Consider the following 25684-nt stretch of genomic DNA (forward strand, 5'->3'; position numbering starts at 1 on the left):
TCAGCATCCCAGCCATACATAGCTCGCGAGCCGCCCGGTGATGCGGTCGCGCCGGTACGAGAAGTGGTCCGCCGACTCCAGCGTGCAGATGTGGGAATGTTCACGCATCTGCACGCCGTACGCGGCGAGTTGGGCACGGACCCCGGCGGCCATGTCCACCGCGGGCGTACCCCACGAGGTGGTGGCCCATGCCTCGGGCACCACCGCGGCGACCTCGGCGCGCATCGCCTCGGGCACCTCGTAGCAGCGTCCGCAGACCGCGGGTCCGGTACGGGCGATGATGCGGGCCGGGTCGGCGCCGAGCGCGGTCATCGCCTCGACGGTCGCCGGAACCACCCCGGCCACCAGGCCCGGCCGCCCCGCGTGCGCGGCACCGGTGACCCCGGCGACCGGGTCGGCGAGGAGCACCGGGGTGCAGTCGGCGGTCAGGACGGCGAGGGCCAGGCCCCGGCGGGCCGTCACCAGCGCGTCCACGCGGGGAACCTCCGCGTCGTCGCGCCACGGCCCGTCGACCACGGCCACGTCCCGGCCGTGCACCTGGTTCATCCACACGACCCCCGCCGGGTCCAGGCCCAGCGCCTTGGCCGCCAGTTCACGGTTGGTCCGTACCGCGCCGGGGTCGTCGCCGACCGCTCCCCCGAGGTTGAGCTCGGCATACGGAGCGGCGCTCACCCCGCCCCACCGGTCGGTGGAGGCGAAGTGCGCGCCGCTCGTGTCGTTCGTCAGCACCGGGTGCTGTTGCCCTATCACGTCGGGACTTCGGTCACTTCAGGAAGTCGGGGACGTCCAGTTCCTCGGCCGCGGTGTCCGAGTACGGACGGGCCGGCGGAACCTGCGGTGAGGCGGTCGGGGGCGGCGGCACCTCACCGAGCGGGGACGGGTCGGCCGGGGCCGGCTCCTCGTCCCGTACCGGCACCGAACCCAGGCTGCCGAAGGACGACGGCCGGGGCTCGGCCTGCGGGGCCGGGCGGCTGGGGGCCGGGGCCGGCTCCTCGCGCTTGCCGTTGTTCTGGCTGCCGAGCACGGTCTGCTGACGGGCCGGCGGCTGGCCGCCGTCGAAGCCCGCGGCGATGACGGTCACCCGGACCTCGTCGCCGAGCGCGTCGTCGATGACCGCGCCGAAGATGATGTTCGCCTCGGGGTGGGCCGCCTCGCTGACCAACTGCGCGGCCTCGTTGATCTCGAAGAGACCGAGGTCCGAGCCGCCGGAGATGGAGAGCAGCACGCCACGGGCGCCGTCGATGGACGCCTCCAGGAGCGGCGAGGAGATCGCCATCTCCGCCGCGGCCACCGCGCGGTCGTCGCCGCGCGCCGAACCGATGCCCATGAGCGCCGAGCCGGCCTCGGACATCACGGACTTGACGTCGGCGAAGTCGAGGTTGATCAGGCCCGGGGTGGTGATCAGGTCGGTGATGCCCTGGACACCCGACAGCAGTACCTGGTCCGCGGACTTGAACGCGTCGAGCACGCTCACCTGGCGGTCCGAGATGGACAGCAGTCGGTCGTTGGGGATCACGATGAGGGTGTCGACCTCGTCGCGCAGGCCGGCGATGCCGTCCTCGGCCTGGTTCGCGCGGCGACGGCCCTCGAAGGTGAACGGGCGGGTGACCACACCGATCGTCAGGGCGCCGAGCGAGCGGGCGATGTTGGCGACGACGGGGGCGCCGCCGGTGCCGGTGCCGCCGCCCTCGCCCGCGGTCACGAAGACCATGTCGGCCCCCTTGAGGACCTCCTCGATCTCCTCGCGGTGGTCTTCGGCCGCCTTGCGGCCGACATCGGGGTTGGCGCCTGCGCCCAGGCCACGGGTGAGTTCCCGGCCGACGTCGAGCTTGACGTCGGCGTCGCTCATCAGCAGGGCCTGTGCATCGGTGTTGATCGCGATGAACTCGACGCCCTTGAGCCCGACCTCGATCATCCGGTTGATGGCGTTCACGCCACCGCCGCCGATGCCGACGACCTTGATGACTGCGAGGTAGTTCTGCGGTGCTGCCACGTCGAAGGCCTCTCGCCTCGAGTTACGTGTCGCCGCCGCACCGGGGTGCGGACGCCGACTGATGCCGATGGGACGGTTCGTAGTGCCGACCCGAACCCTAACGCTGAAGTTTAGGGTTACCAGTGCCTGTGTTCCTGGGACTCTTTGGAACGAGACACTAAGTCGACAAGTGGCGCACGTTCAACGAACACGCCGAACCTCCCGTTTTTCTTTTCACCCTATGTGATCACCCATAGTGGTAGCCATCCAGGGTGCTGGCCTGCGGGTACACACGTCAACTCCCCGACACCGCGGGTGCGGTGGGGACGCTCACGTCGAAGTGGCGCGCGTCACGCGCCGCTTTCAGTGCCGCGGCGAGCACCTTGGCCTTCGCCGTACTGCGTTCGTCGCTCCCCCATACGACGGTACGGCCACCCGTCAGCTTCAGGGTGATGGAGTCGAAGGAGCGCACCTCGACGGCGCGAACATCCTGGTGGAGCGCCTTCGGGAGGGCGGTGACAACGGTACCGGCCGCGCGTCGGAGCCGGTCGGCACCGAACCGCCGCAGTCCCGGGCTGTCACGTACGGCCATTTCCAGAAGCGGGACGCCCTTGGGGGCGGCGGTGACCGTGGCGAAACGCGTCCCTTCGGCGTCCACTTCGACGAACTTTCCGCCCGTTTGAATAAGGAGTTCCGGCTGCCTTTCGGTCACTTTCAGACTGACCGTGTGCGGCCAGGACCGCCTGACCTGAACGGACTTGATACGCGGAAGTTTCGCGCGCAGCCGCTCGGCGACGGCCCCCTTGTCCACGGAGGCGAGCGGGGTGTCCATCGGCACCGCGGCGGCCCGTACGACCTCATCGACCGTCAACACACCGGTGCCGCTCACCTTGACGTGTTCGGTGCGCAGCCAGGTGGAGCCGTACAGGGACCACGCACCGAAGCCGGCCAGCAGCACGGCGCCGGCCAGTGTGATGATCAGAGCGCGACGGGAGGGCACGCGGAACCGGTCCCGCAGACCGGCCCCGCCCCGCAAGCCGGATCCGCCCCGCTTCGTGGACTTCTTGGACCCGCCCCCACCGCCGGACCCGCCGGCTTTTCCCGCCTTTCCGGACTTTCCCGGCTTTCCGGAAGAGGGCGGGCCGGAGCGCGCGGCCCGCTTCTCGCCGCGCCGGGCGGTCGTCGGTCCGGCCACGCTCCCTCTTCTCCCGGCCGCCGCCCCGGGGTACCCCCGGGGCAGCGCGGCCGTACCGTCCGTCAGCGGCCCGCGACCGCCTCGTACACCATGCCGACCAGCAGCTCGTCCGCGTCCCTGCGGCCGAACTCGGACGCCGCGCGGGACATCTCGTACAGCCGGTGCGGGTCGGCGAGCACCGGGAGCACCTGACCCTGCACCCACTCCGGCGTGAGCTGCGCGTCGTCGATGAGCAGTCCGCCGCCGGCGTTGACCACCGGCTGGGCGTTCAGCCGCTGTTCGCCGTTGCCGATGGGCAGCGGTACGTAGGCGGCCGGCAGCCCGACGGCGGAGAGTTCGGCGACGGTCATCGCGCCCGCGCGGCAGAGCATCATGTCGGCCGCGGCGTACGCGAGGTCCATCCGGTCCACGTACGGTACCGGTACATACGGGGGCATCCCGGGCATGTTGTCCACATGCGGCATTTCGTTCTTCGGGCCGACCGCGTGCAGCACCTGGATGCCGGAGCGCTGAAGCGCCGGCACGGCGGCCTGGATGACCTCGTTGAGCCGCCGGGCGCCCTGCGAGCCGCCGGAGACCAGCAGCGTCGGCAGGTTGGGGTCCAGACCGAAGGCGGCCCGCGCCTCGGGGCGGACCGCCGCCCGGTCCAGGGTCGCGATGGAGCGGCGCAGCGGGATGCCGACGTACCGGGCGTCCCGCAGCTTGCTGTCCGGGGTGCTGACCGCGACATACCGGGCGTAACGCGAGCCGATCTTGTTGGCCAGCCCGGGGCGGGCGTTGGCCTCGTGCACGATGATCGGCACCCCGCGCCGCTTGGCGGCCAGGTACCCGGGCAGCGCGACATAGCCGCCGAAACCGACGACGCAGTCCGCCTTCGTGCGCTCCAGGATCTGCTCGGCGGCCTTGATCGTGCCGCGCAGCCGCCCGGGGACGGTGATCAGTTCGGGCGTGGGCTTGCGTGGCAGTGGTACGGCCGGAATCAGTCCCAGCTCATAGCCCCGTTCCGGCACCAGCCGGGTCTCCAGCCCCTTCTCCGTGCCGAGTGCCGTGATCCCCACGGTCGGGTCCTGCCTGCGCAGGGCGTCCGCGAGGGCGAGCGCGGGCTCGATGTGGCCGGCGGTCCCCCCACCGGCGAGTACGACATGCACCGAAATTCACCGCTCTCCGGACGGTCGCTTCTTGACGCGCCGTCTCATCGTCTTCCGTCTCACCCCAGCCAGTTTCCTGCCGAAAACAGGCTGCCGCATGGCCAGTGCCGCCCGTGCAGCGGGCTCGTCACGCGCGAAGGCGATCAGCAGACCGATGGCGAACATCGTCGGCAGCAGGGCGGAGCCCCCGAAGGAGAACAGCGGCAGCGGGACCCCGGCGATCGGCAACAGACCGAGCACCGCACCGATGTTGATCACGGCCTGGGCCGTGATCCAGGTGGTCACGCCTCCCGCTGCGTACCTCACGAAGGGATCCTCCGTGCGTCCGGCCACGCGGATACCCGCATAGCCTAGAGCCGCGAAGAGGGCGAGCACCGACAGCGTCCCCGCAAGCCCCAGTTCCTCCCCGGTGATGGCGAAGATGAAGTCGGTGTGCGGTTCAGGGAGTTCACCCCATTTTTCCATACTCGCGCCGAGTCCCGAACCGAAGAAACCGCCGGAGGCCAGCGCATAGATGCCGTGCACGGCCTGCCAGCACTGGTCCTGCGGCCCGGGGTCGGTCGCGCCGATGCAGGCCAGCCGGGCCATCCGGTTGGCGCTGGTCTTGATCAGCAGCGCTCCTATGACGGTGGCGGCGCCGAGGACGCCCACGAAGAGCCGGGTGGGGGCGCCGGCCAGCCACAGCAGGCCGAACAGGATCGCGGTGAGAATGATCGCGGTGCCCATGTCACCGCCGAGCATGATCAGACCGAGCAGCAGGAAGGCCACCGGGATCAGCGGCACCAGCAGGTGCTTCCACTGCGCGAGGAGTTTCTTGTCCTGTTTGCGCGCCAGCAGGTCGGCGCCCCACAGGACCAGCGCCAGCTTGCCGAACTCACTGGGCTGCATCTGGAAGGGGCCGCCCAGGTTGATCCAGTTCTGATTGCCGTTGACCGCGACCCCTATCCCGGGGATCTGCACCAGGGTCATCAGGAAGACGGAGACGGCCAGCAGCGGGTAGGCCAGCGTGCGGTGCAGCCGTACCGTCATCCGGGCCGCCACCAGCATCAGGATGCCGCCGAGCACCGCCGCGAAAAGCTGCTTGCGGAAGAAGTACGTCGGTGCCAGGCCGAGCTGGAGCGCCTTGATCTGGGAGGCCGAGTAGACCATCACCAGGCCGAGCACGGTGATCAGCAGGCTGCCGCCGACCACCAGGTAGTAAGCGGTCAGCGGCCGGTCCCAGGCCCGGCGGACCTGGGTGTACAGGCCCCGCGGGGTGCGGGTGGCGCCGCCGCGCGGCAGGCGCGGGCCGAGGCCGGTGCGCCGTGCCGGGCGCGGCGGCGCGGCCTTCGCCGATCGGGCCGTCATCCTCGTCCCCTCCACGGGTGCGCTGCGCCGTGCGTCCTCGACGGCGGCGGGGACGTACGGACTACTGTTCCCGGGCGGCCAGTGTGCGGACCGCGTCGGCGAAGGCCTCGCCCCGCTTGTTGTAGTTCAGGTACATGTCCATCGAGGCGCAGGCCGGGGCCAGCAGGACCGTATCGCCCGGCCGGGCCAGACGCGCGGCTTCCCGTACGGCTTCGGACATCGCCCCAGTGTCGGTCCGGTCGAGGTCGACCACCGGGACATCCGGGGCGTGTCGCGCCAGGGCGTCCCGAATGAGCGCGCGGTCGGCGCCGATGAGGACCGCGCCGCGCAGCCGGCCGGCGGACTTCTGGACGAGTTCGTCGAAGGTGGCGCCCTTGGCCAGGCCGCCGGCGATCCAGACGATGTGCTCGTAGGCCGCCAACGACGCCTCGGTGGCGTGGGTGTTGGTGGCCTTGGAGTCGTCGACGTAGGCGACTCCGGCGACGTCCGCGACGTGCTCGATGCGGTGCGCGTCGGGGTGGAAGGCGCGCAGGCCGTCGCGTACGGACTGCGGGCGCACGCCGAAGGCGCGGGCCAGGGCCGCCGCGGCGAGCGCGTTGGCGATGTTGTGCGGGGCGGCCGGCGTCACGTCCGTGACCTCGGCGAGTTCCTGCGCCTGCTGCTGCCGGTTCTCGACGAAGGCGCGGTCGACGAGGATGCCCTCGACGACGCCGAGCTGCGAGGGGCCGGGGGTGCCGAGGGTGAAGCCGATGGCGCGGCAGCCCTCCTCGACGTCGGCCTCGCGCACCAGATCCTCGGTGATCTTGTCGGCGGCGTTGTAGACGCAGGCCACGGTGTTGCCCTCGTAGACGCGGCCCTTGTCGGCGGCGTACGCCTCCATGGAGCCGTGCCAGTCGAGGTGGTCCGGCGCGAGGTTGAGGACCGTGGCGGAGTGGGCGCGTACGGAGGGCGCCCAGTGGAGCTGGTAACTGGAGAGCTCGACGGCGAGCACGTCGTAGGGCTCGTCGGAGAGCACCACGTCGACCAGGGACACGCCGATGTTGCCGACGGCGGCCGTGCGCAGCCCCTCGGCCTCCAGGATGGCGGCCAGCATCCGTACGGTCGTGGTCTTGCCGTTGGTGCCGGTGACCACCAGCCACGGCGGGGAGTCCGGGCCGCGCAGCCGCCAGGCCAGCTCCACGTCGCCCCACACGGGGACGCCGGCCGCCTCGGCGGCCCGGAAGAGCGGGCTGGTGGGCTTCCAGCCGGGGGTGGTGACGACGAGGTCGGTGCCCGGGGGGAGGGTGTCGCCGTCGCCGAGGCGGACGGTGATGCCCTGTTCCCGCAGGGGGGCGGCCTGGGCGCGCTCGCGTTCGCCGTCGCTGCCGTTGACGACGGTGACGACGGCGCCGAGGCCGGCCAGGGCGCGGGCGGCGGGTACGCCGCTCACGCCGAGGCCGGCCACGGTCACGTGCTGTCCGGCGAGGTTCGGCGCGGTCACTTGGCGGCCTGCCAGCCGCCGTAGAAGAGGCCCAGGCCGACGATCACGCACATGCCCTGGATGATCCAGAACCGGACCACCACAAGGACTTCGGACCACCCCTTGAGTTCGAAGTGGTGCTGTAGTGGCGCCATCCGGAAGACCCGCTTGCCGGTGAGCCGGAAGGAGCCGACCTGGATGACCACGGACATGGTGATCAGGACGAACAGGCCGCCGAGGACGGCCATCAGCAGCTCCGTACGGGAGCAGATGGCCAGTCCCGCCAGCGCGCCGCCCAGGGCCAGCGAGCCGGTGTCACCCATGAAGATCTTGGCGGGTGAGGTGTTCCACCACAGGAAGCCGAAGCAGGAGCCCATCAGGGCGGAGGCGACGACCGCGAGGTCGAGTGGGTCACGAACCTCGTAACAGGCGGGTCCGGCGCTGATCGCGTTGGCGCAGGACTCCTGGTACTGCCAGATGCCGATGAAGGTGTACGCGCCGAAGACCATCACCGAGGCGCCGGTGGCCAGGCCGTCCAGGCCGTCGGTGAGGTTCACGCCGTTGGACATCGCCAGGATCATGAACAGCGCCCAGATGACGAAGAGCACCGGGCCGATCTGCCAGCCGAAGTCCTGGGTGAAGGACAGCCGGTCGGAGGCCGGGGTCTGGCCACGCAGGTCGGCGAACTGGAGCGAGAGCACCGCGAAGGCGATGCCGACGATGAGCTGGCCGGCCATCTTGGCCTTGGCCCGCAGCCCGAGCGACCGCTGCTTGACGATCTTGATGTAGTCGTCGAGGAAGCCCACCAGGCCCATGCCGGCCATCAGGAACAGCACCAGCACACCGGAGAAGCTCGGGTCGCTGCTGGTGATGACCTTGGTCAGCGCATACGCGATGAGCGTGGCCAGGATGAAGGCGATACCGCCCATGGTGGGCGTACCGCGCTTGCTGTGGTGGTCGCGCGGGCCGTCGTCACGGATGAACTGCCCGTAGCCCTTCCTGGCCAGCAGCTTGATCAGCAGCGGGGTGCCGATCAGCGTCAGGAAGAGTCCGATCATTCCGGAGAAGAGGATCTGCTTCATCGGGTGGCGGCTCCGCCCTCGACACCGTCGTCACCCAGCAACGCCGCGGCGACCCGTTCCAGACCGACCGACCTGGACGCCTTCACCAGCACGACGTCTCCCGGGCGCAGCTCGCTGCGCAACAGGTCGACCGCCGCCTGCGCGTCGGACACGTGCACCGACTCCTCACCCCACGAACCCTCGTTCTTGGCGCCCATGTCGAGCCAGGCCGCTTCCCTGCCGCCGACCGCCACGAGCTTGCTGACGTTGAGCCGGACGACCAGGCGTCCGACCGCGTCGTGTTCGGCGAGTGACTCCCCGCCGAGCTCGGCCATCTCACCGAGCACCGCCCACGTACGGCCTCCCTTGTCCTTGGAGGCTTCGCCCATCGCCACGAGCGCGCGGAGCGCCGCCCGTGTCGATTCCGGGTTCGCGTTGTAGGCGTCGTTGACGACCGTCACACCGTCCGCACGCTCGGTGACCTCCATCCGCCAGCGGGAGAGCGTGCCGGCTTCGGAGAGCGCGACGGCGATCTCGTCCACGGACATGCCCAACTCATGGGCGACGGCGGCCGCGGCAAGCGCGTTCGACACGTGGTGCTCACCGTACAGCCGCATGGTCACGTCGCTGCACCCGGAGGGTGTGTGAAGCGTGAAGGCGGGCTGCCCGAGCGCCGTGAGCCGGACATCCTCGGCACGTACGTCGGCCTGCGGCGACTCGCCGAAGAAGACCGTGCGGGCCTTCGTACGGGAAGCCATGGCGCGTACGTACGGGTCGTCCGCGTTGAGCACGGCGACGCCGCCCTCGGCCGCGGCGGGCAGCGCCTCGACCAGCTCGCCCTTGGCCTGCGCGATCTGCTCGCGGCCGCCGAACTCGCCGATGTGCGCGGAGCCGACGTTGAGGACCACGCCGATCCGCGGCGGGATCAGCCCCGCGAGGTAGCGGATGTGGCCGACGCCGCGGGCGCCCATCTCCAGGACGAGGAACTTCGTGCCGTCGTCCGCGCGCAGCGCGGTCACCGGCAGCCCGATCTCGTTGTTGAGGTTGCCCACCGGGCACACGGTCGGCCCGAGGCGCCCCAGGAGCTGGCCGATCAGGTCCTTGGTGCTGGTCTTGCCGGCCGAGCCGGTGAGCCCGACGACACCGGCGCCCAGCCGGCCGACGACCGCGCGGGCCAGCGCCCCGAGGGCGGCGACCACGTCGTCCACGACGATCGCGGGGACGCCGACGGGGCGGGCGGCGAGCACCGCCGCCGCGCCCGCCTCGACGGCGCGCCCGGCGTAGTCGTGGCCGTCCACGCGTTCGCCGGCGAAGGCCGCGAAGAGGCTGCCGGGGCGCACCTCACGGGAGTCGTACACGACCGGGCCGGTGACCTGGGCCTCGGCGTCCGGTATGTCGTGCTGCTGCCCGCCGACGATGGTCGCGATCTCGGCGAGGGACAGGGAGATCACTGCTCACCCCCGGCCGTGGGCAGGTAGTGCCGTTCGAAGGGTTTTGCGCGCATGGCGGTGTGTCATCCCTGGTGGTTCGGCTGCTGCGAGTTCAACGAAACCTCGATGGCCTCGCGCAGCACCTGACGGTCGTCGAAGGAGCGGACCACTCCGGCGATGTCCTGGCCCTGCTCGTGGCCCTTGCCCGCGACGATCACGGTGTCGCCGGGCTCGGCGCGGGCGACGGCGGCCGCGATGGCGGCGGCCCGCTCCTCCTCGACCAGCACGGTGCCGCGCTCGTGGACGGGCACCTCGGCGGCGCCCGCGAGCATGGTGGCGAGGATCGCGAGGGGGTCCTCGCCACGGGGGTTGTCGGAGGTCAGTACGGCGGTGTCGGCGAGGCGGGCGATGGCCGCGCCCATCGGCTTGCGCTTGTGCGGGTCGCGGTCGCCGCCGCAGCCCAGCACGGCGTGGATGCGGCCCCCGGTGACCTTGCGCAGGGCGCGCAGGACCGATTCGACCGCGTCGGTCTTGTGGGCGTAGTCGACGACCGCGAGGTAGTCCTGGCCCGCGTCGACGCGCTCCAGGCGGCCGGGGACGCCGGGCACCGCGGCGACGCCGTCGGCGGCGGTCTGCGGATCCACCCCGGCCACGGCCAGCGCCGTGACGGCGGCCAGCGCGTTGGCGACGTTGAAGGGGCCCGGGAGGGGCGAGGCGGCCCGTACGGAGACGCCGTCGGGGCCCAGCACGGTGAAGGTGGAGCCGAGCGCGCCCACCTCGACGTCCGCGGCGCGCCAGTCGGCGTCCGGGTGCCCCTCGGCGGAGAACGTGGTGACCGGCACCTCGGACTCGCCCGCGGCCAGCCGCTTGCCGTACTCGTCGTCGATGTTGACCACACCGGCCTTGCTGCGCGCCTTGGTGAAGAGCCGCGCCTTGGCCTGGAAGTAGTCCTCCATCCCGGAGTGGAACTCCATGTGCTCCGGGCTGAGGTTGTTGAAGATCGCCACGTCGAAGACGCAGCCGTCGACGCGGCCGAGCACCAGCGCGTGGCTGGAGACCTCCATCGTCACCGACCGCACGTCGCGCTCGCGCATCACGGCGAACAGCGCCTGGAGGTCGGTGGCCTCGGGCGTGGTGCGCTCCGACTTCAGGCGCTCGTCACCGATCCGGGACTCGACCGTGCCGATCAGGCCGGTGACCCCGCCGCCGGACTTCTCGGCCGCGGCCCGCAGGCCGCCGTCGATCAGGTACGCGGTGGTGGTCTTGCCGGAGGTGCCGGTGATGCCGATCTGCAGCAGATCGCTGCCCGGGTCGCCGTAGATCGAGACGGCCAGCGCACCCATCCGGGCCCGCGGCTCGTCCACGACCAGGACGGGCAGGCCCGTCGCCGCGGCGCGCTCACGGCCCGCCGGGTCGGTCAGGACCGCCGCGGCACCGAGGTCGGCCGCCTGGTTGGCGAAGTCGGCGCCGTGGAAGCGGGCACCGGGCAGCGCGGCGTAGACGTCTCCGGGGCGCACGGCCCGGGAGTCGTGCGTGATGCCGGTGACGACGGTGTCGGCGGCGTCTGCCGCGGCCGGCACCGAGGTGCCCAACTGCTCGGCGAGGTCCGCGAGGGGGGTGGGGCGGACCCGCTCTGGGCGGGGCGCTCCCGGATATTTCCCGGGGGCGTCCTTCTGGGCGTTGTGGGACTGATCAGCGTGTGACACGGCGGTGAGCGTACCGGGCGCGGCGGCCTCGGGGCGAAGTGAGGGCCGCGTGCCGGAGCGGTTCCCGGGGTCGGGGGTGATGGTCGTCACGGCGGTACTGCCTCGTTTTCATTCGCCTGGCTTGAAGGTGACGGGCAGGCGCGGGGGCTGGGCGCCGCTCGGCGGGACCTGGAGCGTCTTGAGCGCGAACTCCATGACCTGCTGGTAGATCGGGCCGCACACCTGGCCGCCGAAGTAGCTCCCCTTGGTCGGGTTCTGGACGGCGCAGTAGACGGTGATACGGGGCTGGTCGGCGGGCGCGAACCCGGCGAAGGAGGCGGTGTAGCCGTGGTACCGGCCGGTCTTGGGGTCCACCCGGTTGGACGTGCCGGTCTTGCCGCCGACGCGGTACCCGTCGATCTTCGCCTTGGCTCCGGTGCCCTCCTTGTCGTCGACCACCGATTCGAGCATGGCGGCCAGCGTCCTGGCGGTCTTCTCGCTCACCACCCGGCTCTTCTTCGGCTGCGGAGCGGGCCGGTACCGGCCGTCCGGGCCCGTGGTGCCCCTCGTCAGCATGGGTGCGACGCGCTCGCCGCCGTTGGCGATGGTCGAGTAGACCGAGGCGGCCTGGACGGCGTTGAGCGACAGTCCCTGTCCGAAGGGGATCGTGTACTGCTGTGAGGTGCTCCACTTCTGCGGCGCGGCGAGCAGGCCCGGGGTCTCGCCGGGGAAGCCCAGTCCGGTGGGCTGCCCGAGCCCGAACTTGCGCAGGTAGGAATAGAGCACCCGGTTGGCCTCCGGGCGGGTCCTGCCGAGCTGCTCGGTGGCCAGGATGGTGCCGATGTTGCTGGACTTGGCCAGGACGCCGTTGAGGGTCAGGTGCCAGGTGGGGTGGTCGATGTCGTCCGAGAAGAGCCGGTCGCCGCGGTGCAGCCGGTTGGGGACGGTGACGCGGGTGGCGGGGGTCGCCACGCCCTCCTCCAGGACCGCGGCCATCGACATGAGCTTGCTGGTCGAGCCGGGTTCGAAGGCGTCGGTGAGGGCGGCGTTGCCCAGTGCCTCCGGGTCGGCCTTCGCGATGTCGTTGGGGTCGAAGCCGGGAGCGTTGGCCAGGGCCAGGATCTCGCCGGTCTTCGTGTCCTGCACGACGACGTAGCCCCGGTCGGCCTGGGACGCGGCGACCTGCTTGGTGATCGCCTGCTGGGCCATCCACTGGATGTCGCGGTCCAGGGTCAGCTCGACGTCGGTGCCCGGGACGGCCGGGTGTTCCTGGGCGCCCGCGGTGGGCACCCGTCGCCCGCCGGACTGGGCGTAGACGAGCTTGCCGTCCTTGCCCGCCAGTTGCTTGTCCAGCCGGGCCTCCAGGCCGCCGCCGCCCCGGCCCTCGCTGTTGACGAAGCCGAGCACTCCGGAGGCGAGGTCCTTGTTCGGGTAGACGCGCTTGCTGTGCTTGTCCGCGAAGATCCCGACCAGGACGTTGGGGCGGCGCTCGCTCTTGGGCCGCTTGGCCGCCTTGGCGTCCAGCTCCTTGCGCAGGTCCTTGATCTGCTTCCAGACCTGCGGGGTCCGCTGCCGGGACAGCCGTACGTAGCGGGAGCCGGGGGTGGCCAGCTTCTTGGCCAGCGCGGCCCGGTCCTCGTGGAGGATCGGCGCGAGGAGGGCGGCGGCCCGCTGCGGCGCGTCCTGAATCTTGATCTTGTCGGGCGCGAGCAGGCTGGGGTCGGCGGTGATGTCGTACGCGTCGACCGTGGTCGCCAGGTCCACACCGTCCCGGTCGGTGATCGCCCCGCGCTCGGCCGCCAGCTTGACCGGCACGTACCGGTTGACGTTGGCCTTGGCCGCGTACGCGCCGGCGTCCACGGCCTGCACCTGGAACAGCCGGACGACGAAGACCAGCAGGATCAGCGTCAGGCCGAGGGAGACCAGGCGCAGCCGGGGGCGCGGGCTGCCGAGGCGCAGGGTCGGGCTGCCCGAGCGGGGGCGGGGCGGGCGGGCGGACGGGGCGCGCTTGGTGGTGGTGGATCGGGCGGCGGCGGGGCGGCTCTGGGCCGTACCGCGCTGGGTCCGGCCCGCGCGGCCGCCGGCCGGGGTGGGGCCGGGGACACGGCGGCGGGGGTCGGCGGAGCCGGGGGCCTTGGCGCCTGCGCCGGGGGCCTTGGGGCCCGAGCCGGAGGCTTTGACACCCGCGCCGGGGCGGGCGGCGGGGCTGCCGCCCGGGCGGGGGCTGGTACCGGAGGTGCTGCCGTTGCTGCCGTTGCGGGGACGCTGGGGTGGTGTGCCCTTCGAGGCGGGGGCCTTGGGGGCGGGGGCCTTCGGTGTGGAGGCTTTGGAACCGGTGGGCCGGGGGGCGGCGGGCCTCGACCCGGGAGTCTTGGGGCCGGGCGCTTTGGGCCCGGATGCTTTCGGGCCGGGCGTCCGGGGGCCGGGCTCCTTGGGGCCCGGCCCCTTCGCCCCGGAGCCGGAGCCGCTGCCGGAGCGCGGGCCCTTGGGGTCGGTCATACGGCGCCCTCCTCCGGTGCGGTCGTACGGGTGGGGGGCACGCACCCTGAGCCGGCCGGGGACACGTGCCCAACGGGCTCGGGCGCGGGCCCGGAGGCACCTTCGGGCAGGGTTTCGGCGTTCTCGTACGTCACGGGGTCACCTGCCGGAAGTCGTCGGAGCGGAGCCGGCCGCCGCGCCGGGGGCCTGGCGCGCGGGCCCCGCCGGCGTCCGGCCCCCGGCGTCCCGGACGCCGGGCAGGGGGCGGCCGGGTGCGGAGACGGCGGGCATCGGATGGTCGGGCAGCGGGCGGTCCGGCAGCGCCGGGCCGGGGGCGGCGGGCGCGGCGGGCGGCTTCGGCCCGGCGGACGGCCGGGGGGCGTGGGCCGGGCCGACGGCGGGGACCGGGCCGACGACGTGACCGGGTCCGGAGGCGTGGCCCGGCGCCGGCCGGGGGCCCGGCACGGCGATCCGCGCCGGGGTGCGCGCGCTCATCGGCCCCGTGCCGCCCGGGGCCGCGCCCGGCTTGCCGCGTACCGTGCCGTCCGGTTCCAGGAACGCCGGGCTGCCGCCGGGGACCATGCCCAGCTCACGGGCGCGCTCGTCCAGCGCACCCGGCGCCGAGTAGGCGTCCACCTCCTGCTGGAGCGCCTGCTGCTCGTCCGTCAGCTCGTTGGTCCGCTTCTCCAGCTTGCTCAGTTCGAAGGAGCCCTGGTTGAGCGCGGAGTTGAGCAGCAGCAGCGTGATCAGACCGGAGCCGAGCAGCACCACCACGAGGAGCACGAACGGCGTACGCGCCGGTGTGCCCCCCGGTCCCGAGGCGAACAGGCCCGAGAGCCGTCCCGGCCCCGAGCGCGTCCGCCCCGGCCGGTTCACGCGATGTCCTCGCGGATGCGCTCGGCGCCACGCAGCCGGGCGGGGGCCGCGCGGCGGTTCTCGGCGATCTCTTCCTCCGTCGGCAGCTCGGCGCCGCGGGTGAGCAGCTTCAGACGCGGCTGGTACTGCTCGGGGACGACGGGCAGGCCGGGCGGCGCGGTGTTGGCCGCGCCCGCCGCGAAGACCTGCTTGACGATCCGGTCCTCCAGGGACTGGTACGACAGCACGGCGATCCGGCCGCCCACCGCGAGGGCCCGTACGGCGGCCGGCACGGCGCTCTCCACGGCGGCCAGTTCGGCGTTGACCTCGATGCGCAGCGCCTGGAACGTGCGCTTGGCGGGGTTGCCGCCGGTGCGCTTGGCGGCCTGCGGCAGCGCGTCGCGGATCAGCTCCACCAGGCGCGCGCTGCGGGTGAAGGGCTCCTTGGCGCGCTCCCGTACGACCGCCTCGACGATCCGCTTGGCCTGCTTCTCCTCGCCGTACGCGCGCAGGATGCGGACCAGTTCGCCGGGCGGGTAGGTGTTGAGGACCTCGGCGGCGCTCATGCCGGTCGTCTGGTCCATGCGCATGTCGAGCGGCGCGTCCTGCGCGTACGCGAAGCCGCGGTCGGCCTCGTCGAGCTGCATCGAGGAGACCCCGAGGTCGAACAGGACGCCCTGGACGCGCGGGACGCCGAGGCGGTCCAGGACCTGCGGGAGCTCGTCGTAGACGGCGTGCACGAGGGTGGCGCGGTCCCCGTGGGGCGCCAGGCGCTCCCCCGCCAGCTTCAGGGCCGCCGGGTCGCGGTCGAGGGCGATCAGGCGCGCTGCCGGGAACGTGGCGAGCAGCGCCTCGCTGTGCCCCCCGAGGCCGAGCGTGCAGTCGACGACGACCGCGCCGGGCTCGGCGAGCGCGGGGGCGAGCATGTCCAGACACCTCTGGAGCATGACGGGTACGTGGCGATCGTTGCTGCTCATGCGCCTTCCGATGGGGTGGGCGGCAGGTGGGTCCCCCCGGCCGCTGGCTGGGGGAATGCCGCACGTACCGCTTGGTCCCCGCCCGCTCTGAAGGGGAAGTGGCCCTCCGACGACGGGGAAGTGCCGTCGGCGGACCGGCTGGAGCGGGAGGAGGCCGAGCCGTACGTGCAGATCGCACGTGAAAGATTCGGGATCCAAGGAGAGCGTCACGCCTCCCACTTCGCGCCACTTTAGTCCACTGCCGCGCGGGGTCAATCAACCGGTTCCGCGCGTCCCGCACCGGCCGTCCGGGTGTTTCCGAAGAAATTTCCGGTGGCTCCGGAGAGCCGTGGGACGGCCCGGGACGCGGGCCCCGACAAGGGCGAAAAGGCCGCTTTCACCCGATCGGCGGCGGTCGGCAGGGGCGTGTGGAAAACCTCACAAGACGCCTCGATGCCCCCGGTGACCGCCCCGACGTGCAGCCTTACCGGCCGAATGCCCCTTACCGTGTTGCCATGTCGATACCTGCCTCGCAGCCGCTGCCCCCGTCCGCCGACAGCGCCGTGGCCCCCACGGGTGGCACGGTCACCGACCGCCTCGTCGAGGCCAACCGGGAGTACGCCGCCGCCTTCACCGACCCGGGCATGGACGCCCGGCCCGTCCTCAAGGTCGCCGTCGTGGCGTGCATGGACGCGCGCCTCGACCTCCACGACGCGCTGGGCCTGGCGCTCGGCGACTGCCACACCATCCGCAACGCGGGCGGCGTCGTCACCGACGACATCATCCGCTCCCTGACGATCAGCCAGCGGGCGCTCGGCACCCGCTCGGTCGTGCTCATCCACCACACGGGCTGCGGGCTGCTCAGCCTGACCGAGGACTTCCGCCACGACCTGGCGGCCGAGGTCGGACAGCGCCCCACCTGGGCGGTCGAGGCCTTCAAGGACCTCGACGAGGACGTCCGGCAGTCCATGCAGCGGGTCCGGACCTCGCCCTTCCTCCTGCACACGGACGATGTGCGGGGATTCGTCTTCGATGTGACGACGGGTCTGCTGCGGGAGGTCGACCCGAAGTAGGCGCCGGAAGGACACCGATGATCCGCGGCCGGGAGGCCGTGAGCCACTGCCGTGGGGCCGGGCGGTCCGTCCGCCCGGCCCTGTCGTTCTCCCTGCTCAGCGGGCCGGAACGGGGTACTGCCGCCGGCCGGCGGGCGGCTTGGCACGGGTGCGTGGCCGAGCGGGGCGGCCGGGCGCGGGACCGTGCGAAGCGGCCCGGCGCCCGAGTTGTCCACAGGCCATGACGCGAAGTGGCGTGGGCGGCGAGAATGCGTGAGTGACGTCGTCACGGCCGTGCGGCCGGGGCGGCGCCTGGCGGGGAGGGCCGGTCCGTACGGAGGACGTGCGCCCGCGATGGGGTATCCCGTGCGCTGCGGAGCGCGGGGAAAGGGCCGAGGAGGGCCGGGTGACGACCTATGACGAGCAGGCGAGCCTTGGGGGTCCCCCCGCGCGGGCGGAACCGGGCGTGGGGAGAGATCTGACCACCACCGCGGAGCGGGTCCGCAGGTCGGTGGAGGGTGTGATCGAGGGCAAGCCGGACGTCGTGCGGCTCTCGCTGACCGTGCTGCTCGCCGAGGGCCATCTGCTCATCGAGGACGTGCCGGGCGTGGGCAAGACGATGCTCGCCAAGGCGCTGGCCCGGTCCATCGACTGCTCGGTGCGGCGCATCCAGTTCACCCCCGACCTGCTGCCGTCGGACATCACGGGCGTGAGCGTCTACGACCAGCAGCGGCGCGACTTCGAGTTCAAGCCCGGCGCGGTCTTCGCCCAGATCGTGATCGGTGACGAGATCAACCGCGCCTCGCCCAAGACCCAGTCCGCGCTGCTGGAGTCGATGGAGGAGCGCCAGGTCACCATGGACGGGCAGACCTACGAGCTGCCCGCGCCCTTCATGGTCGTCGCCACCCAGAACCCGGTCGAGATGGAGGGCACGTACCCCCTGCCGGAGGCGCAGCGGGACCGCTTCATGGCGCGGGTCTCGATCGGCTACCCGAGCCCGGAGGCCGAGCTGCGGATGCTGGACGTGCACGGTGCCGCCTCGCCCCTCGAAGAACTCCAGCCGGTCGCGCACGCCGACGAGATACTGAAGCTGATCGACACGGTGCGCGCGGTCCACGTCGCCGGCCCGGTCCGCCGATACGCGGTGGATCTGGTGGCCGCCACCCGCAGCCACCCCGAGCTGCGGCTGGGCGCCTCGCCGCGGGCGACGCTGCACCTGCTGCGCGCGGCGAAGGCCGCGGCGGCGCTGGCCGGTCGGGAGTACGCGCTCCCGGACGACGTGCAGGCGCTCGCGGTGGCCGTGCTGGCGCACCGGCTGCTGCCGACCGCTCAGGCCCAGTTGAACCGCCGTACGGCCGAGCAGGTCGTCGCCGAGATCCTGCGCCGTACGCCGGTTCCCGACCCCTCGGCGCAGCAGTGGCCCGGTCCGCCCGCGCAGCAGCCGCCCGGCGTCCGGGGGTACTGATGACGGCCGGGGGGATCGGAAACGCCGCAGAGCCCGGCGGGCTGCGGACCGCCTTCGCGGGGCTGACGACGCGCGGCCGGTCCTTCCTGGCGGCGGGCGTGGCGGCCGCCGTGTGTGCGTACGCCCTCGGGCAGACGGACCTGCTCCGGGTCGGGCTGCTGCTGGCCGCGCTGCCCCTGGTGTGCGCGGTCGTGCTGCACCGCACCCGCTACCGCGTCGCGGGCAGCCGGGCCCTCTCCCCCGGCCGGGTGCCGGCCGCCGCCGAGTCCCGGGTGCTCCTTCGTGTGGAGAACGTCTCGCGGCTGCCCACCGGGGTGCTGATGCTCCAGGACCGGGTGCCGTACGTGCTCGGTCCGCGGCCGCGGTTCGTGCTGGACCGGGTGGAGGCGGGCGGCCGCCGCGAGGTGTCCTACCGGGTCCGGTCCGACCTGCGCGGACGGTATCCACTGGGCCCGTTGCAGCTTCGGCTGTCCGACCCGTTCGGCATGTGCGAGCTGACCCGCTCCTTCAGCGACCAGGACACCCTGACGGTGGTGCCGCGGGTCGAGCCGCTGCCGCCGGGGCGGCTCGCGGGCGAGGCCGCCGGGTACGGCGACGGGCGGCAGCGCGCGCTCGCGCTGGCCGGCGAGGACGACGTCATCCCCCGCGGTTACCGCCACGGCGACGACCTGCGCCGCGTCCACTGGCGCTCCACCGCGCGCCACGGCGAGCTGATGGTCCGCCGGGAGGAGCAGCCGCAGAAGGCGCGCTGCACGGTCCTCCTGGACACACGGCGCACGGCCCACCAGGGGTCCGGGCCGGACTCGGCGTTCGAATGGGCGGTGTCCGGCGCCGCGTCGACGGCGGCCCACCTTCTGGAGCGCGGCTTCTCGGTGCGCTTCCTGACCGATACGGGAACCTCCGTGCCGGGTCCCGACGGGGCCGGCGGCTGGGCGGGCGGCAGCGAGTCCGCCGACGCCGCCGGGCTGCTGCTGGACACCCTGGCCGTGGTGGAGCACTCCGACGAGCCGGGCCTGACCCGGGCGTACGACGTCCTGCGCGGTGGCAACGAAGGGCTGCTGGTCGCGTTCTTCGGCGACCTGGACGAGGAGCAGGCCGCGGTGGCCGGGCGGATGCGGCAGCGCAGCGGGACGGCGGTCGCGTTCGTCCTGGACGGCGCCGCCTGGTCGCGGGGTACGGCCGGGTCGCGGCTCGACGAGCGGCTGCGGATGCTCCGTGAGGCGGGTTGGAAGGCGCTGCCGGTGTCGCCGGGCGATTCACTGGCGGCGCTGTGGCAGGAGGCGGGCCGGGTGGCCGGAGTACGGCAGGGGCCCTCGGGCAGCAGCGATCGCGCCACGGCAGGTGAGGCTGCCCCCGGTTCCGGGGCTGCCGGGCCGGTGGCGGCACCGGGAAGCGGAGCGACGACATGAGCGGGCGGGCGCGGCTGACGGTGTGCGCGGCGGTGGCGACGCTGTGCGCGTCCAGCGCGCTGCTGCCGCTGGCGGAGCCGGTCGGCTGGATGATGCAGGCGGCGGTCCTGCTGGTGATCGTGTCCGGGGCGGGCGCGCTGGCCCGCCGGGTGCCGCTGGCCCGGCCGCTGACCGTCGCGGCGCAGGCCGTGGTGGCACTGCTGCTGCTCACCGTGCTCTTCGCGCACGACCAGGCGATCGGCGCGGTGCTGCCCGGTCCCGACGCGTTCCGGGAGCTCGGCGAGCTGACGCAGGAGGGCGTCGCCGACGTCAGCCGCTACGCCATACCGGCTCCGGTGACGGCCGGCATCCGCCTGCTGCTGGTGGGCGGGGTGTTGCTGGTCGGCCTGGTGGTGGATGCGCTGGCCGTGACGTACCGCAGCGCGGCGCCTGCCGGACTGCCGCTGCTCGCGCTGTATTCGGTGGCGGCGGGCCTCTCCCGGGGCGGCGCGGGCTGGCTGTGGTTCCTGGTCGCCGGAGCCGGCTATCTGCTGCTGCTCCTGGCCGAGGGCCGGGACCGGCTCTCGCAGTGGGGCCGGGTGTTCGGCGGCCGGAGCCCCGGCGCCGGACGGCCGCCGATCGCCAAGGGGCAGAGCTACGCCTCCGCCGCGGGCGGACCGGCGCACGCCCCGGTCCGTACGGGCCGCCGGATCGGCGCGCTGGTGCTGGGCGTCGCCCTGGTGGTGCCCGCGGTGCTGCCCTCCCTCGGCGGCGGGCTGCTGGGCCCGGCCGCGGCCGGCCGCGGCCCCGGCGGCGGCACGATCTCCGCGGTGAACCCCCTGGTCTCCCTCCAGAACAGCCTGAACCAGCCGGAGGACCGGCAGGTCCTCAACTACCGCACCACCGCTTCGGACACCCGCGACCTGTATCTGCGGATCGTCGCGCTCGACCAGTTCGACGGTACGGCCTGGAAGCCGTCCGAGCGCGCCGTCAAGGACGTGCCCGACCGGTTGCCCGACCCCACGGGGCTGAGCCCGAAGGTGGACGTCACCACCGTCAACACCGCCATCTCCACCGCCCCTTGGTACGCCCAGAACTGGCTGCCGCTGCCCTACCCCGCCTCCCGTGTGGACATCGCCGGGCGCTGGCGCTTCGAACCGGAGGGCCGCACGCTGGTCGGCGACCGCGGGCAGAACACCCGTGGCGCGCAGTATCAGGTCGAGAGCCTGCTGGTGCGGCCCACGGCCCGGCAGCTCGAAGCGGCACCCGCACCGCCCGCCGAGCTGGCGCGGGAGTACACCAAGGTGCCGGACTCGCTGCCCCCGGTGGTGCGCGAGACCGCGCGGCAGGTGACGCGGGACGCCGGGTCGGCGTACGACAAGGCGGTCCGCCTCCAGGACTGGTTCTCGCTCAACGGCGGCTTCACCTACAACACGGAGGTGCGGGCCGGCAGCGGCACCGAAGCCATCGCCCGGTTCCTGGAGCAGAAGGAGGGCTTCTGCGTGCACTTCGCCTTCTCGATGGCGGCGATGGCCCGCACGCTGGGCATACCGGCCCGGGTCGCGGTCGGCTTCACTCCCGGCACCCGGCAGAGCGACGGCTCGACCTCGGTGGGGCTCAAGGACGCCCACGCCTGGCCCGAGCTGTACTTCGAGGGGGCGGGCTGGACGCGCTTCGAGCCGACCCCGAGCCGCGGCACACCGCCCGACTACACCCTCGCCGACACCCCGTCCACCGGCGGGACGAACGCCCCGGCGCCGCAGCCGTCGCGTTCGGCGGCGGCGCCCGTGGGGCCGTCGCCCTCGCAGAGCTGCGCCCCCGCCGAGCGGCGCGTCGGCCCCTGCTGGACGCCGCCCGCGCAGTCGACCAGCGGTCCGGCCGACGACGGGCTCTCGCCCTGGACGGTCACGGCCGGTGTCGTCGGCGCGCTGGTCCTGCTCCTGGTACCGGTGCTGCCGCTGCTGTGGCGACTGCGGGCCCGTTCCCGGCGCCTGCGGGGCAGCCGTCCGGGCCGGACCGGACCGGCGCACACGCTCACGGCGCAGCCCGCGGCGGCCGACTCCGCCACCGGGGCCGCCGCCGGGCCGCCGGAATCACCGGGCAGCGCCCCCGGGCAGTACGGCACCGCGCGTACGCTCGCGGCCTGGCGGGAGCTGGTCGACTCCGGCTGGGACTACGGCATCCTGCCGGACGACGCGCTGACCCCGCGCAAGGCGGCGGAGCGCATCGTACGCATAGGTGAGCTGCGCGGCACGGCGGCGGATGCGGCCCACCGCGTCGCGGCCTCGGTGGAACAGGTCCTCTACGCACCGGACCCGCGCCCGGCCCCCGGCCTCGCCGACGAGGTGCGCCGCGTCCGCACCGGGCTGCGGGACGCCGCGTCCCGGCGCCTGCGCCTGCGCGCGCTCCTGGCTCCGCGTTCGGCCGCCCGGGCCCTGTGGGCCCTCTCGTCCCGCTGGTCGGCGTTCCTGACCCGCTGCACGACGAGCCCGCCGGCCGCCGCCCTGCGCCGTGCGGCCGCTGCCTTGCGCCTGTCCCGCGAGCGGACGTAGGCCCCGGCCCGCCCAGGGACGGGCCGTGCACCGCACCGCACCGCGGCGGACCTGCGCGAAGGCCGCCTTCCTCGGTCGGATGCCGAGGCGTACGAGCAGCGCAACTCGCCGCGCTCCTCAGGGGCCCGGCGCTGACCCGGCGCGGTCAGAGGCTGAAGACCCGGCGGGCGTTGCCGGACAGGAACAGCTCGGTGGTCTCCTCGTCCAGGTCCAGTTCGCCGAGGTGTTCCAGCGCCCGGCCCGGAGTGATCATGGGGTGATTGGTGCCGAACAGCACCTTCCCGCGGCCCCGGCCGCGCAGGTAGTCGACCAGTTCGGGTGGGTGGCGGCGGGCGGTGCAGGCGCTGGTGTCGATGTGGACGCCCGCGTGCTTGTCGGCCACCGCGATCATTTCCGTGGTCCACGGGTAGCCGATGTGTCCGCACACGATGGTCAACTCGGGGAAGTCGAGCGCGATCCGGTCGATGTACGGGATGGGGCGGCCGGTCTCGGAAGGGCGCAGCGGGCCGGTGTGCCCGACCTGGGTGCACAACGGGATGCCGAGGTCGACGCAGGCGGCGCACAGCGGGTAGTACAGCCGGTCGGTGGGCGGGAGCTGCCAGAGCCAGGGCACGATCCGCAGGGCCACGAAGCCGCGTTCCGTCACCGCGCGGCGCAGTTCCCGTACGGCCCGGACCGGCCGGGTGAGGTCCGCACCGGCCACCCCGCGCAGCCGTCCGTCGGACCGGGCGACGAACTCGGCCACCTCATCGTTGCTGATCAGTGGCCCTGGGGCCCGTACCAGGCCGTCGACAGCCCGATCTCGACATCGGCGGCGGCCATCGCGGCCACCGTCGCCTCGACCGGCAGCGGCTCCTCCAGCGGGCCCTGCCCCGTCCACCGGCGCAACGGCTCGAACATCTCGTGGTGGGAGTGGCGGAGCGTGGGGTGCTGCATCCACGCGTCGATGACCGGCATCGGGTGCCCTGCCTCTCTGCCGGCGCTCCGACCGGCTGCGACGGAAGCGGCTAAGCGTTCGCTTACCCGGACCCCAGCCGGTGCGTGCCGGTGGACCGCTGGGCCGACCGACCGGCCGACCCGTCGGCGTACGGAAGCAGCTCGTGCGGAGGGCCGGAAAGTTGGCCGATTTGCGCTCGCGGGTGCAAAGAGCGAAGGCGGACGGACGGGAGGAGCCGGAGGCGTCCCGGGTATCGGCCCGGGCACGCGGAAGCGGCCGCCCGGTTCCGGACGGCCGCTTCCATGAGCTGAGGACGCGGACGAGGAGGAAGTCCGCGGGCCGGTCAGTGGCCCTGTTCGTCGCGGCGGCGCTGCCAGCGGCTCTCGATCCGGGCCATCATCGAGCGGCGCTGCCTGGCCTGGCGGCGGGCGGGTGTGCCGCCGGGGTCCGCGCGGCCGCCTGCCGCGGCCTGCTGCTCGCCCGGCTTGGGGGCCTTGCGCCATCCCGTGACCGCGAGCACCGCGCAGCCCAGCATGACGAGGAAGCCCACCACGCTGACCCAGATCTGCTGTGCGACCATTCCGGCCATGAGGAGCGCGATACCTACCAGGAAGCCCGCGACCGCTTGGTAGACCCGTCGCCGGGTGTACGTACGCAGCCCGCTTCCCTCAAGCGCTGTCGCGAACTTGGGATCTTCGGCGTACAGCGCTCGCTCCATTTGCTCGAGCATTCGCTGCTCGTGCTCCGAGAGCGGCACGGAGTCCTCCTACTCGTCGGTCGCGGGGGGCGACCGGGTGCGACCCTTTCAGGATAGGCAGGGAATCGCCCCCGTGAAACCCGCCCCTCTACGCCAATTCACTGTCCGGGCCGCCACGGCGGTCGGTGGTGCTTGCAGCCTGCATTCCCCACCCGCCAATCCGTCATGCCGGACGCTGTACCCCGATCATACGGGGCGAAGCGGCTGATCGGGTGGCCTGTGGCCGACTGCACGCACAGGGCGATCAGGCCGGGGGCGTCAGGCGCGCTCGGCGAGGACGTGGAGCTGGGTGGCGACCGAGTGGAACGCGGGCTGCTCGGCGGCGGCTGCCTCCAGTTCGAGCAGGGCGTCCATGGCGCCGGGCTCGGTGTCCACGAGCACGCCGGGCACCAGGTCGGCGAAGACCCGTACGCCGTGCACGGCGCCGACCTTCAGGCCGGTGTCCGAGACCAGCCCGGTGAGCTGCTCGGCGGTGAAGCGCCGGGGCACCGGGTCGCCGACGCCCCAGCGGCCCGCCGGGTCCGTCAGGGCGTTCCTGGCCTCGGTGAAGTGGCCCGCCAGGGCGCGGGCGAGGACGGCGCCGCCGAGTCCGGCGGCGAGCAGGCTCAGGGTGCCGGCCGGGCGCAGCGCGCCGACCGCGTTGCGTACGCCCTCGGCCGGGTCGTCCACGTACTCCAGCACGCCGTGACAGAGCACGGCGTCGTAGCCGCCGGGCTCGACCACGTCGAACAGCCCGTGGGCGTCGCCCTGCACCGCGCGCACCCGGTCGGCGACGCCGGCCTCGGCGGCCCGCCGCTCCAGGGCGAACAGGGCGTTGGGGCTGGGGTCCACCACCGTGACGCGGTGGCCCAGGCGCGCGACCGGCACGGCGAAGTTGCCCGTGCCGCCACCGGTGTCCAGGACGTCGAGGGCGTCCTGCCCGGCGGCCTCGGCCCGGCGCTCCAGGGCGTCTTTGAGAACCTCCCAGACCACGGCGGTACGAAGGGATGCGCGCGGGCGCAGCGGGTCAGACACGGCGGGTGGCTCCTCGACGGGGGCAGGAACTGATGGGTACCACCCTATTGCGTTCCACGCCGTACCCCCGCCGCGGTGCGGGTGCGCCGCGGCGGGTGAGGGCGGGCGCGCGGAGCGGTCACCCGCCGGACGGGCGGGGGCGCCGCCGGGGGGGCCCCGGTCGGCACCCGGCCGGGCAGGCCCCGGGCCGCCCTCCGTCTCGCCCCGGCCTCATCCCGGGCGCACCCCCTCACCCCGCCCGCTGCGAAGGCAGCACCGGCTGGAGGAGCAACATCCGTTCCACCAGGCGCAGGAACATCGCCACGTCGCGGAGCAGGTCGTCGGCGTCGCGCGGACCGGCCGCGCCGGCTATGCCCGCCTCGGCGCGGGCGCGACGCTGGGCGCCGGAGGCGAACAGCGCGCTCCACTCCGCCAGTTCGGGAGCGACTTCGGGCAACACCTCCCAGGCGCTGCGGATGCGCTGCCGGCGGCGGAGGCTGGTCTCCGGGCGGCCGCGCACGGCGAGGACGGCGGCCGCCGTACGCAGCGCGGCGAGGTGGGCGGTGGCATAGCGCTCGTTGGGGGTTTCCAGGCCGCGGGCCTCGTCGATGCCGCGCTGCGCCTGGGCGAGCAGGTCGAGGGCGGCGGGCGGCGCGGCCGCCCGGCGCAGGACGGGGTGGACATCGCCCGGAGGGCCGTACGCCGCGGAGCTGCCCGCGGCCGAACTGGCTGCCATGACGAACCTCCTGTCGTCGCATGACGGTTCGGGACCGTATGGGGCCATCGTGCGGCACACCACTGACAATCGGCTCTGACCTGCTCTTTCCCCGGAATACAGGGGTAATGCGAAGAGATCCCTCCGTTCGCCGGAAAGCGGGCGGCCTCCTCGGACCCTCTTGCGGAGACATGACAAGACTGCGCATACTTTTTGCACTGACTGGTCAGTTCAAGGGA

At 73.2% G+C, this 25684-nt stretch carries 21 protein-coding genes; 4 read left to right on the forward strand and 17 right to left on the reverse strand.

Annotated features, from left to right (window positions below):
- The 12 genes from pgeF to rsmH form a co-directional block, all read right to left on the reverse strand.
- Nucleotides 1-750, reverse strand: a complete 750-nt coding sequence (gene pgeF / locus ACH4EB_RS00945; protein ID WP_398345108.1) for a peptidoglycan editing factor PgeF — start codon at nt 748-750, stop codon at nt 1-3.
- A gap of 13 nt (nt 751-763) precedes the next feature.
- Nucleotides 764-1993 (reverse strand): cell division protein FtsZ, encoded by a 1230-nt coding sequence (gene ftsZ / locus ACH4EB_RS00950; RefSeq protein WP_398345109.1) that lies wholly within the window; start codon nt 1991-1993, stop codon nt 764-766.
- 274 nt (nt 1994-2267) lie between these two features.
- The gene (locus tag ACH4EB_RS00955) at nt 2268-3167 is read right to left on the reverse strand and encodes a cell division protein FtsQ/DivIB (RefSeq protein ID WP_398345110.1); all 900 of its coding nucleotides are present in this window, start codon (nt 3165-3167) and stop codon (nt 2268-2270) included.
- 62 nt (nt 3168-3229) lie between these two features.
- Nucleotides 3230-4315: an undecaprenyldiphospho-muramoylpentapeptide beta-N-acetylglucosaminyltransferase gene (murG, locus tag ACH4EB_RS00960; protein WP_398345111.1), complete on the reverse strand. Its 1086-nt coding sequence runs from the start codon at nt 4313-4315 to the stop codon at nt 3230-3232.
- Between the two features lie 6 nt (nt 4316-4321).
- Nucleotides 4322-5662 (reverse strand): putative lipid II flippase FtsW, encoded by a 1341-nt coding sequence (ftsW, locus tag ACH4EB_RS00965; RefSeq protein ID WP_398345112.1) that lies wholly within the window; start codon nt 5660-5662, stop codon nt 4322-4324.
- 61 nt (nt 5663-5723) lie between these two features.
- Nucleotides 5724-7142, reverse strand: coding sequence for a UDP-N-acetylmuramoyl-L-alanine--D-glutamate ligase (murD, locus tag ACH4EB_RS00970; protein WP_398345113.1), 1419 nt, complete (start codon nt 7140-7142; stop codon nt 5724-5726).
- Nucleotides 7139-8203: a phospho-N-acetylmuramoyl-pentapeptide-transferase gene (mraY, locus tag ACH4EB_RS00975; protein ID WP_398345114.1), complete on the reverse strand. Its 1065-nt coding sequence runs from the start codon at nt 8201-8203 to the stop codon at nt 7139-7141. Before mraY ends, murD begins: the two co-directional genes overlap by 4 nt.
- Nucleotides 8200-9633: a UDP-N-acetylmuramoyl-tripeptide--D-alanyl-D-alanine ligase gene (gene murF, locus ACH4EB_RS00980; RefSeq protein ID WP_398345115.1), complete on the reverse strand. Its 1434-nt coding sequence runs from the start codon at nt 9631-9633 to the stop codon at nt 8200-8202. Before murF ends, mraY begins: the two co-directional genes overlap by 4 nt.
- Before the next feature lie 62 nt (nt 9634-9695).
- Entirely contained in the window at nt 9696-11408 is a 1713-nt protein-coding gene (locus tag ACH4EB_RS00985) for a UDP-N-acetylmuramoyl-L-alanyl-D-glutamate--2,6-diaminopimelate ligase (RefSeq protein ID WP_398345116.1), read from the reverse strand.
- Between the two features lie 18 nt (nt 11409-11426).
- The gene (locus tag ACH4EB_RS00990) at nt 11427-13796 is read right to left on the reverse strand and encodes a penicillin-binding transpeptidase domain-containing protein (RefSeq protein ID WP_398345117.1); all 2370 of its coding nucleotides are present in this window, start codon (nt 13794-13796) and stop codon (nt 11427-11429) included.
- A 138-nt stretch (nt 13797-13934) separates the two neighbouring features.
- Entirely contained in the window at nt 13935-14651 is a 717-nt protein-coding gene (locus ACH4EB_RS00995; protein ID WP_398345118.1) for a septum formation initiator family protein, read from the reverse strand.
- The gene (rsmH, locus tag ACH4EB_RS01000; protein ID WP_398345119.1) at nt 14648-15607 is read right to left on the reverse strand and encodes a 16S rRNA (cytosine(1402)-N(4))-methyltransferase RsmH; all 960 of its coding nucleotides are present in this window, start codon (nt 15605-15607) and stop codon (nt 14648-14650) included. Before rsmH ends, ACH4EB_RS00995 begins: the two co-directional genes overlap by 4 nt.
- Before the next feature lie 494 nt (nt 15608-16101).
- Here rsmH and ACH4EB_RS01005 point away from each other — a divergent pair, with 494 nt between their 5' ends.
- From ACH4EB_RS01005 to ACH4EB_RS01020, 4 genes are all read left to right on the forward strand, one after another.
- The gene (locus ACH4EB_RS01005; protein WP_398345120.1) at nt 16102-16659 is read left to right on the forward strand and encodes a beta-class carbonic anhydrase; all 558 of its coding nucleotides are present in this window, start codon (nt 16102-16104) and stop codon (nt 16657-16659) included.
- 385 nt (nt 16660-17044) lie between these two features.
- Nucleotides 17045-18103 carry an AAA family ATPase gene (locus ACH4EB_RS01010; RefSeq protein ID WP_398345121.1) on the forward strand — a complete coding sequence of 353 codons (1059 nt, stop codon included), beginning with the start codon at nt 17045-17047 and terminating at the stop codon, nt 18101-18103.
- Nucleotides 18103-19512, forward strand: a complete 1410-nt coding sequence (locus tag ACH4EB_RS01015; RefSeq protein WP_398345122.1) for a DUF58 domain-containing protein — start codon at nt 18103-18105, stop codon at nt 19510-19512. The genes ACH4EB_RS01010 and ACH4EB_RS01015 overlap by 1 nt, the downstream gene beginning before the upstream one ends.
- Nucleotides 19509-22043, forward strand: a complete 2535-nt coding sequence (locus ACH4EB_RS01020) for a transglutaminaseTgpA domain-containing protein (RefSeq protein WP_398345123.1) — start codon at nt 19509-19511, stop codon at nt 22041-22043. Before ACH4EB_RS01015 ends, ACH4EB_RS01020 begins: the two co-directional genes overlap by 4 nt.
- Nucleotides 22044-22188: 145 nt before the next feature.
- Here ACH4EB_RS01020 and ACH4EB_RS01025 read toward each other — a convergent pair whose 3' ends face one another.
- The 5 genes from ACH4EB_RS01025 to ACH4EB_RS01045 all read right to left on the reverse strand — a co-directional run bounded on the left by ACH4EB_RS01025 (nt 22189) and on the right by ACH4EB_RS01045 (nt 25466).
- Nucleotides 22189-22788 (reverse strand): amidohydrolase family protein, encoded by a 600-nt coding sequence (locus tag ACH4EB_RS01025; protein WP_398345124.1) that lies wholly within the window; start codon nt 22786-22788, stop codon nt 22189-22191.
- 14 nt (nt 22789-22802) lie between these two features.
- The gene (locus tag ACH4EB_RS01030) at nt 22803-23000 is read right to left on the reverse strand and encodes a hypothetical protein (protein WP_398345125.1); all 198 of its coding nucleotides are present in this window, start codon (nt 22998-23000) and stop codon (nt 22803-22805) included.
- Nucleotides 23001-23323: 323 nt separating this feature from the next.
- Complete coding sequence (locus ACH4EB_RS01035) at nt 23324-23737, reverse strand: DUF3040 domain-containing protein (RefSeq protein ID WP_398345126.1); 414 nt, start codon at nt 23735-23737, stop codon at nt 23324-23326.
- Nucleotides 23738-23995: 258 nt separating this feature from the next.
- Complete coding sequence (locus tag ACH4EB_RS01040) at nt 23996-24751, reverse strand: methyltransferase (RefSeq protein ID WP_398345127.1); 756 nt, start codon at nt 24749-24751, stop codon at nt 23996-23998.
- 229 nt (nt 24752-24980) lie between these two features.
- On the reverse strand, nt 24981-25466 hold the full coding sequence (locus ACH4EB_RS01045; RefSeq protein WP_398345128.1) for an SAV_6107 family HEPN domain-containing protein: 486 nt from the start codon (nt 25464-25466) through the stop codon (nt 24981-24983).
- Between the last annotated feature and the right edge of the window lie 218 nt (nt 25467-25684).

Origin of the sequence: Streptomyces sp. NPDC018045 (assembly GCF_044327445.1) — a bacterium.
Lineage (GTDB): Bacteria > Actinomycetota > Actinomycetes > Streptomycetales > Streptomycetaceae > Streptomyces.

What these genes read in the sequence shown, in the direction of transcription:
- ftsW (WP_398345112.1), bottom strand. Translation starts at nt 5,662, where the DNA reads ATGACGGCCCGATCGGCGAAGGCCGCGCCGCCGCGCCCGGCACGGCGC.
- mraY (WP_398345114.1), bottom strand. Translation starts at nt 8,203, where the DNA reads ATGAAGCAGATCCTCTTCTCCGGAATGATCGGACTCTTCCTGACGCTG.
- ACH4EB_RS00990 (WP_398345117.1), bottom strand. Translation starts at nt 13,796, where the DNA reads ATGACCGACCCCAAGGGCCCGCGCTCCGGCAGCGGCTCCGGCTCCGGG.
- rsmH (WP_398345119.1), bottom strand. Translation starts at nt 15,607, where the DNA reads ATGAGCAGCAACGATCGCCACGTACCCGTCATGCTCCAGAGGTGTCTG.
- ACH4EB_RS01005 (WP_398345120.1), top strand. Translation starts at nt 16,102, where the DNA reads ATGTCGATACCTGCCTCGCAGCCGCTGCCCCCGTCCGCCGACAGCGCC.
- ACH4EB_RS01015 (WP_398345122.1), top strand. Translation starts at nt 18,103, where the DNA reads ATGACGGCCGGGGGGATCGGAAACGCCGCAGAGCCCGGCGGGCTGCGG.
- ACH4EB_RS01020 (WP_398345123.1), top strand. Translation starts at nt 19,509, where the DNA reads ATGAGCGGGCGGGCGCGGCTGACGGTGTGCGCGGCGGTGGCGACGCTG.
- ACH4EB_RS01030 (WP_398345125.1), bottom strand. Translation starts at nt 23,000, where the DNA reads ATGCCGGTCATCGACGCGTGGATGCAGCACCCCACGCTCCGCCACTCC.
- ACH4EB_RS01045 (WP_398345128.1), bottom strand. Translation starts at nt 25,466, where the DNA reads ATGGCAGCCAGTTCGGCCGCGGGCAGCTCCGCGGCGTACGGCCCTCCG.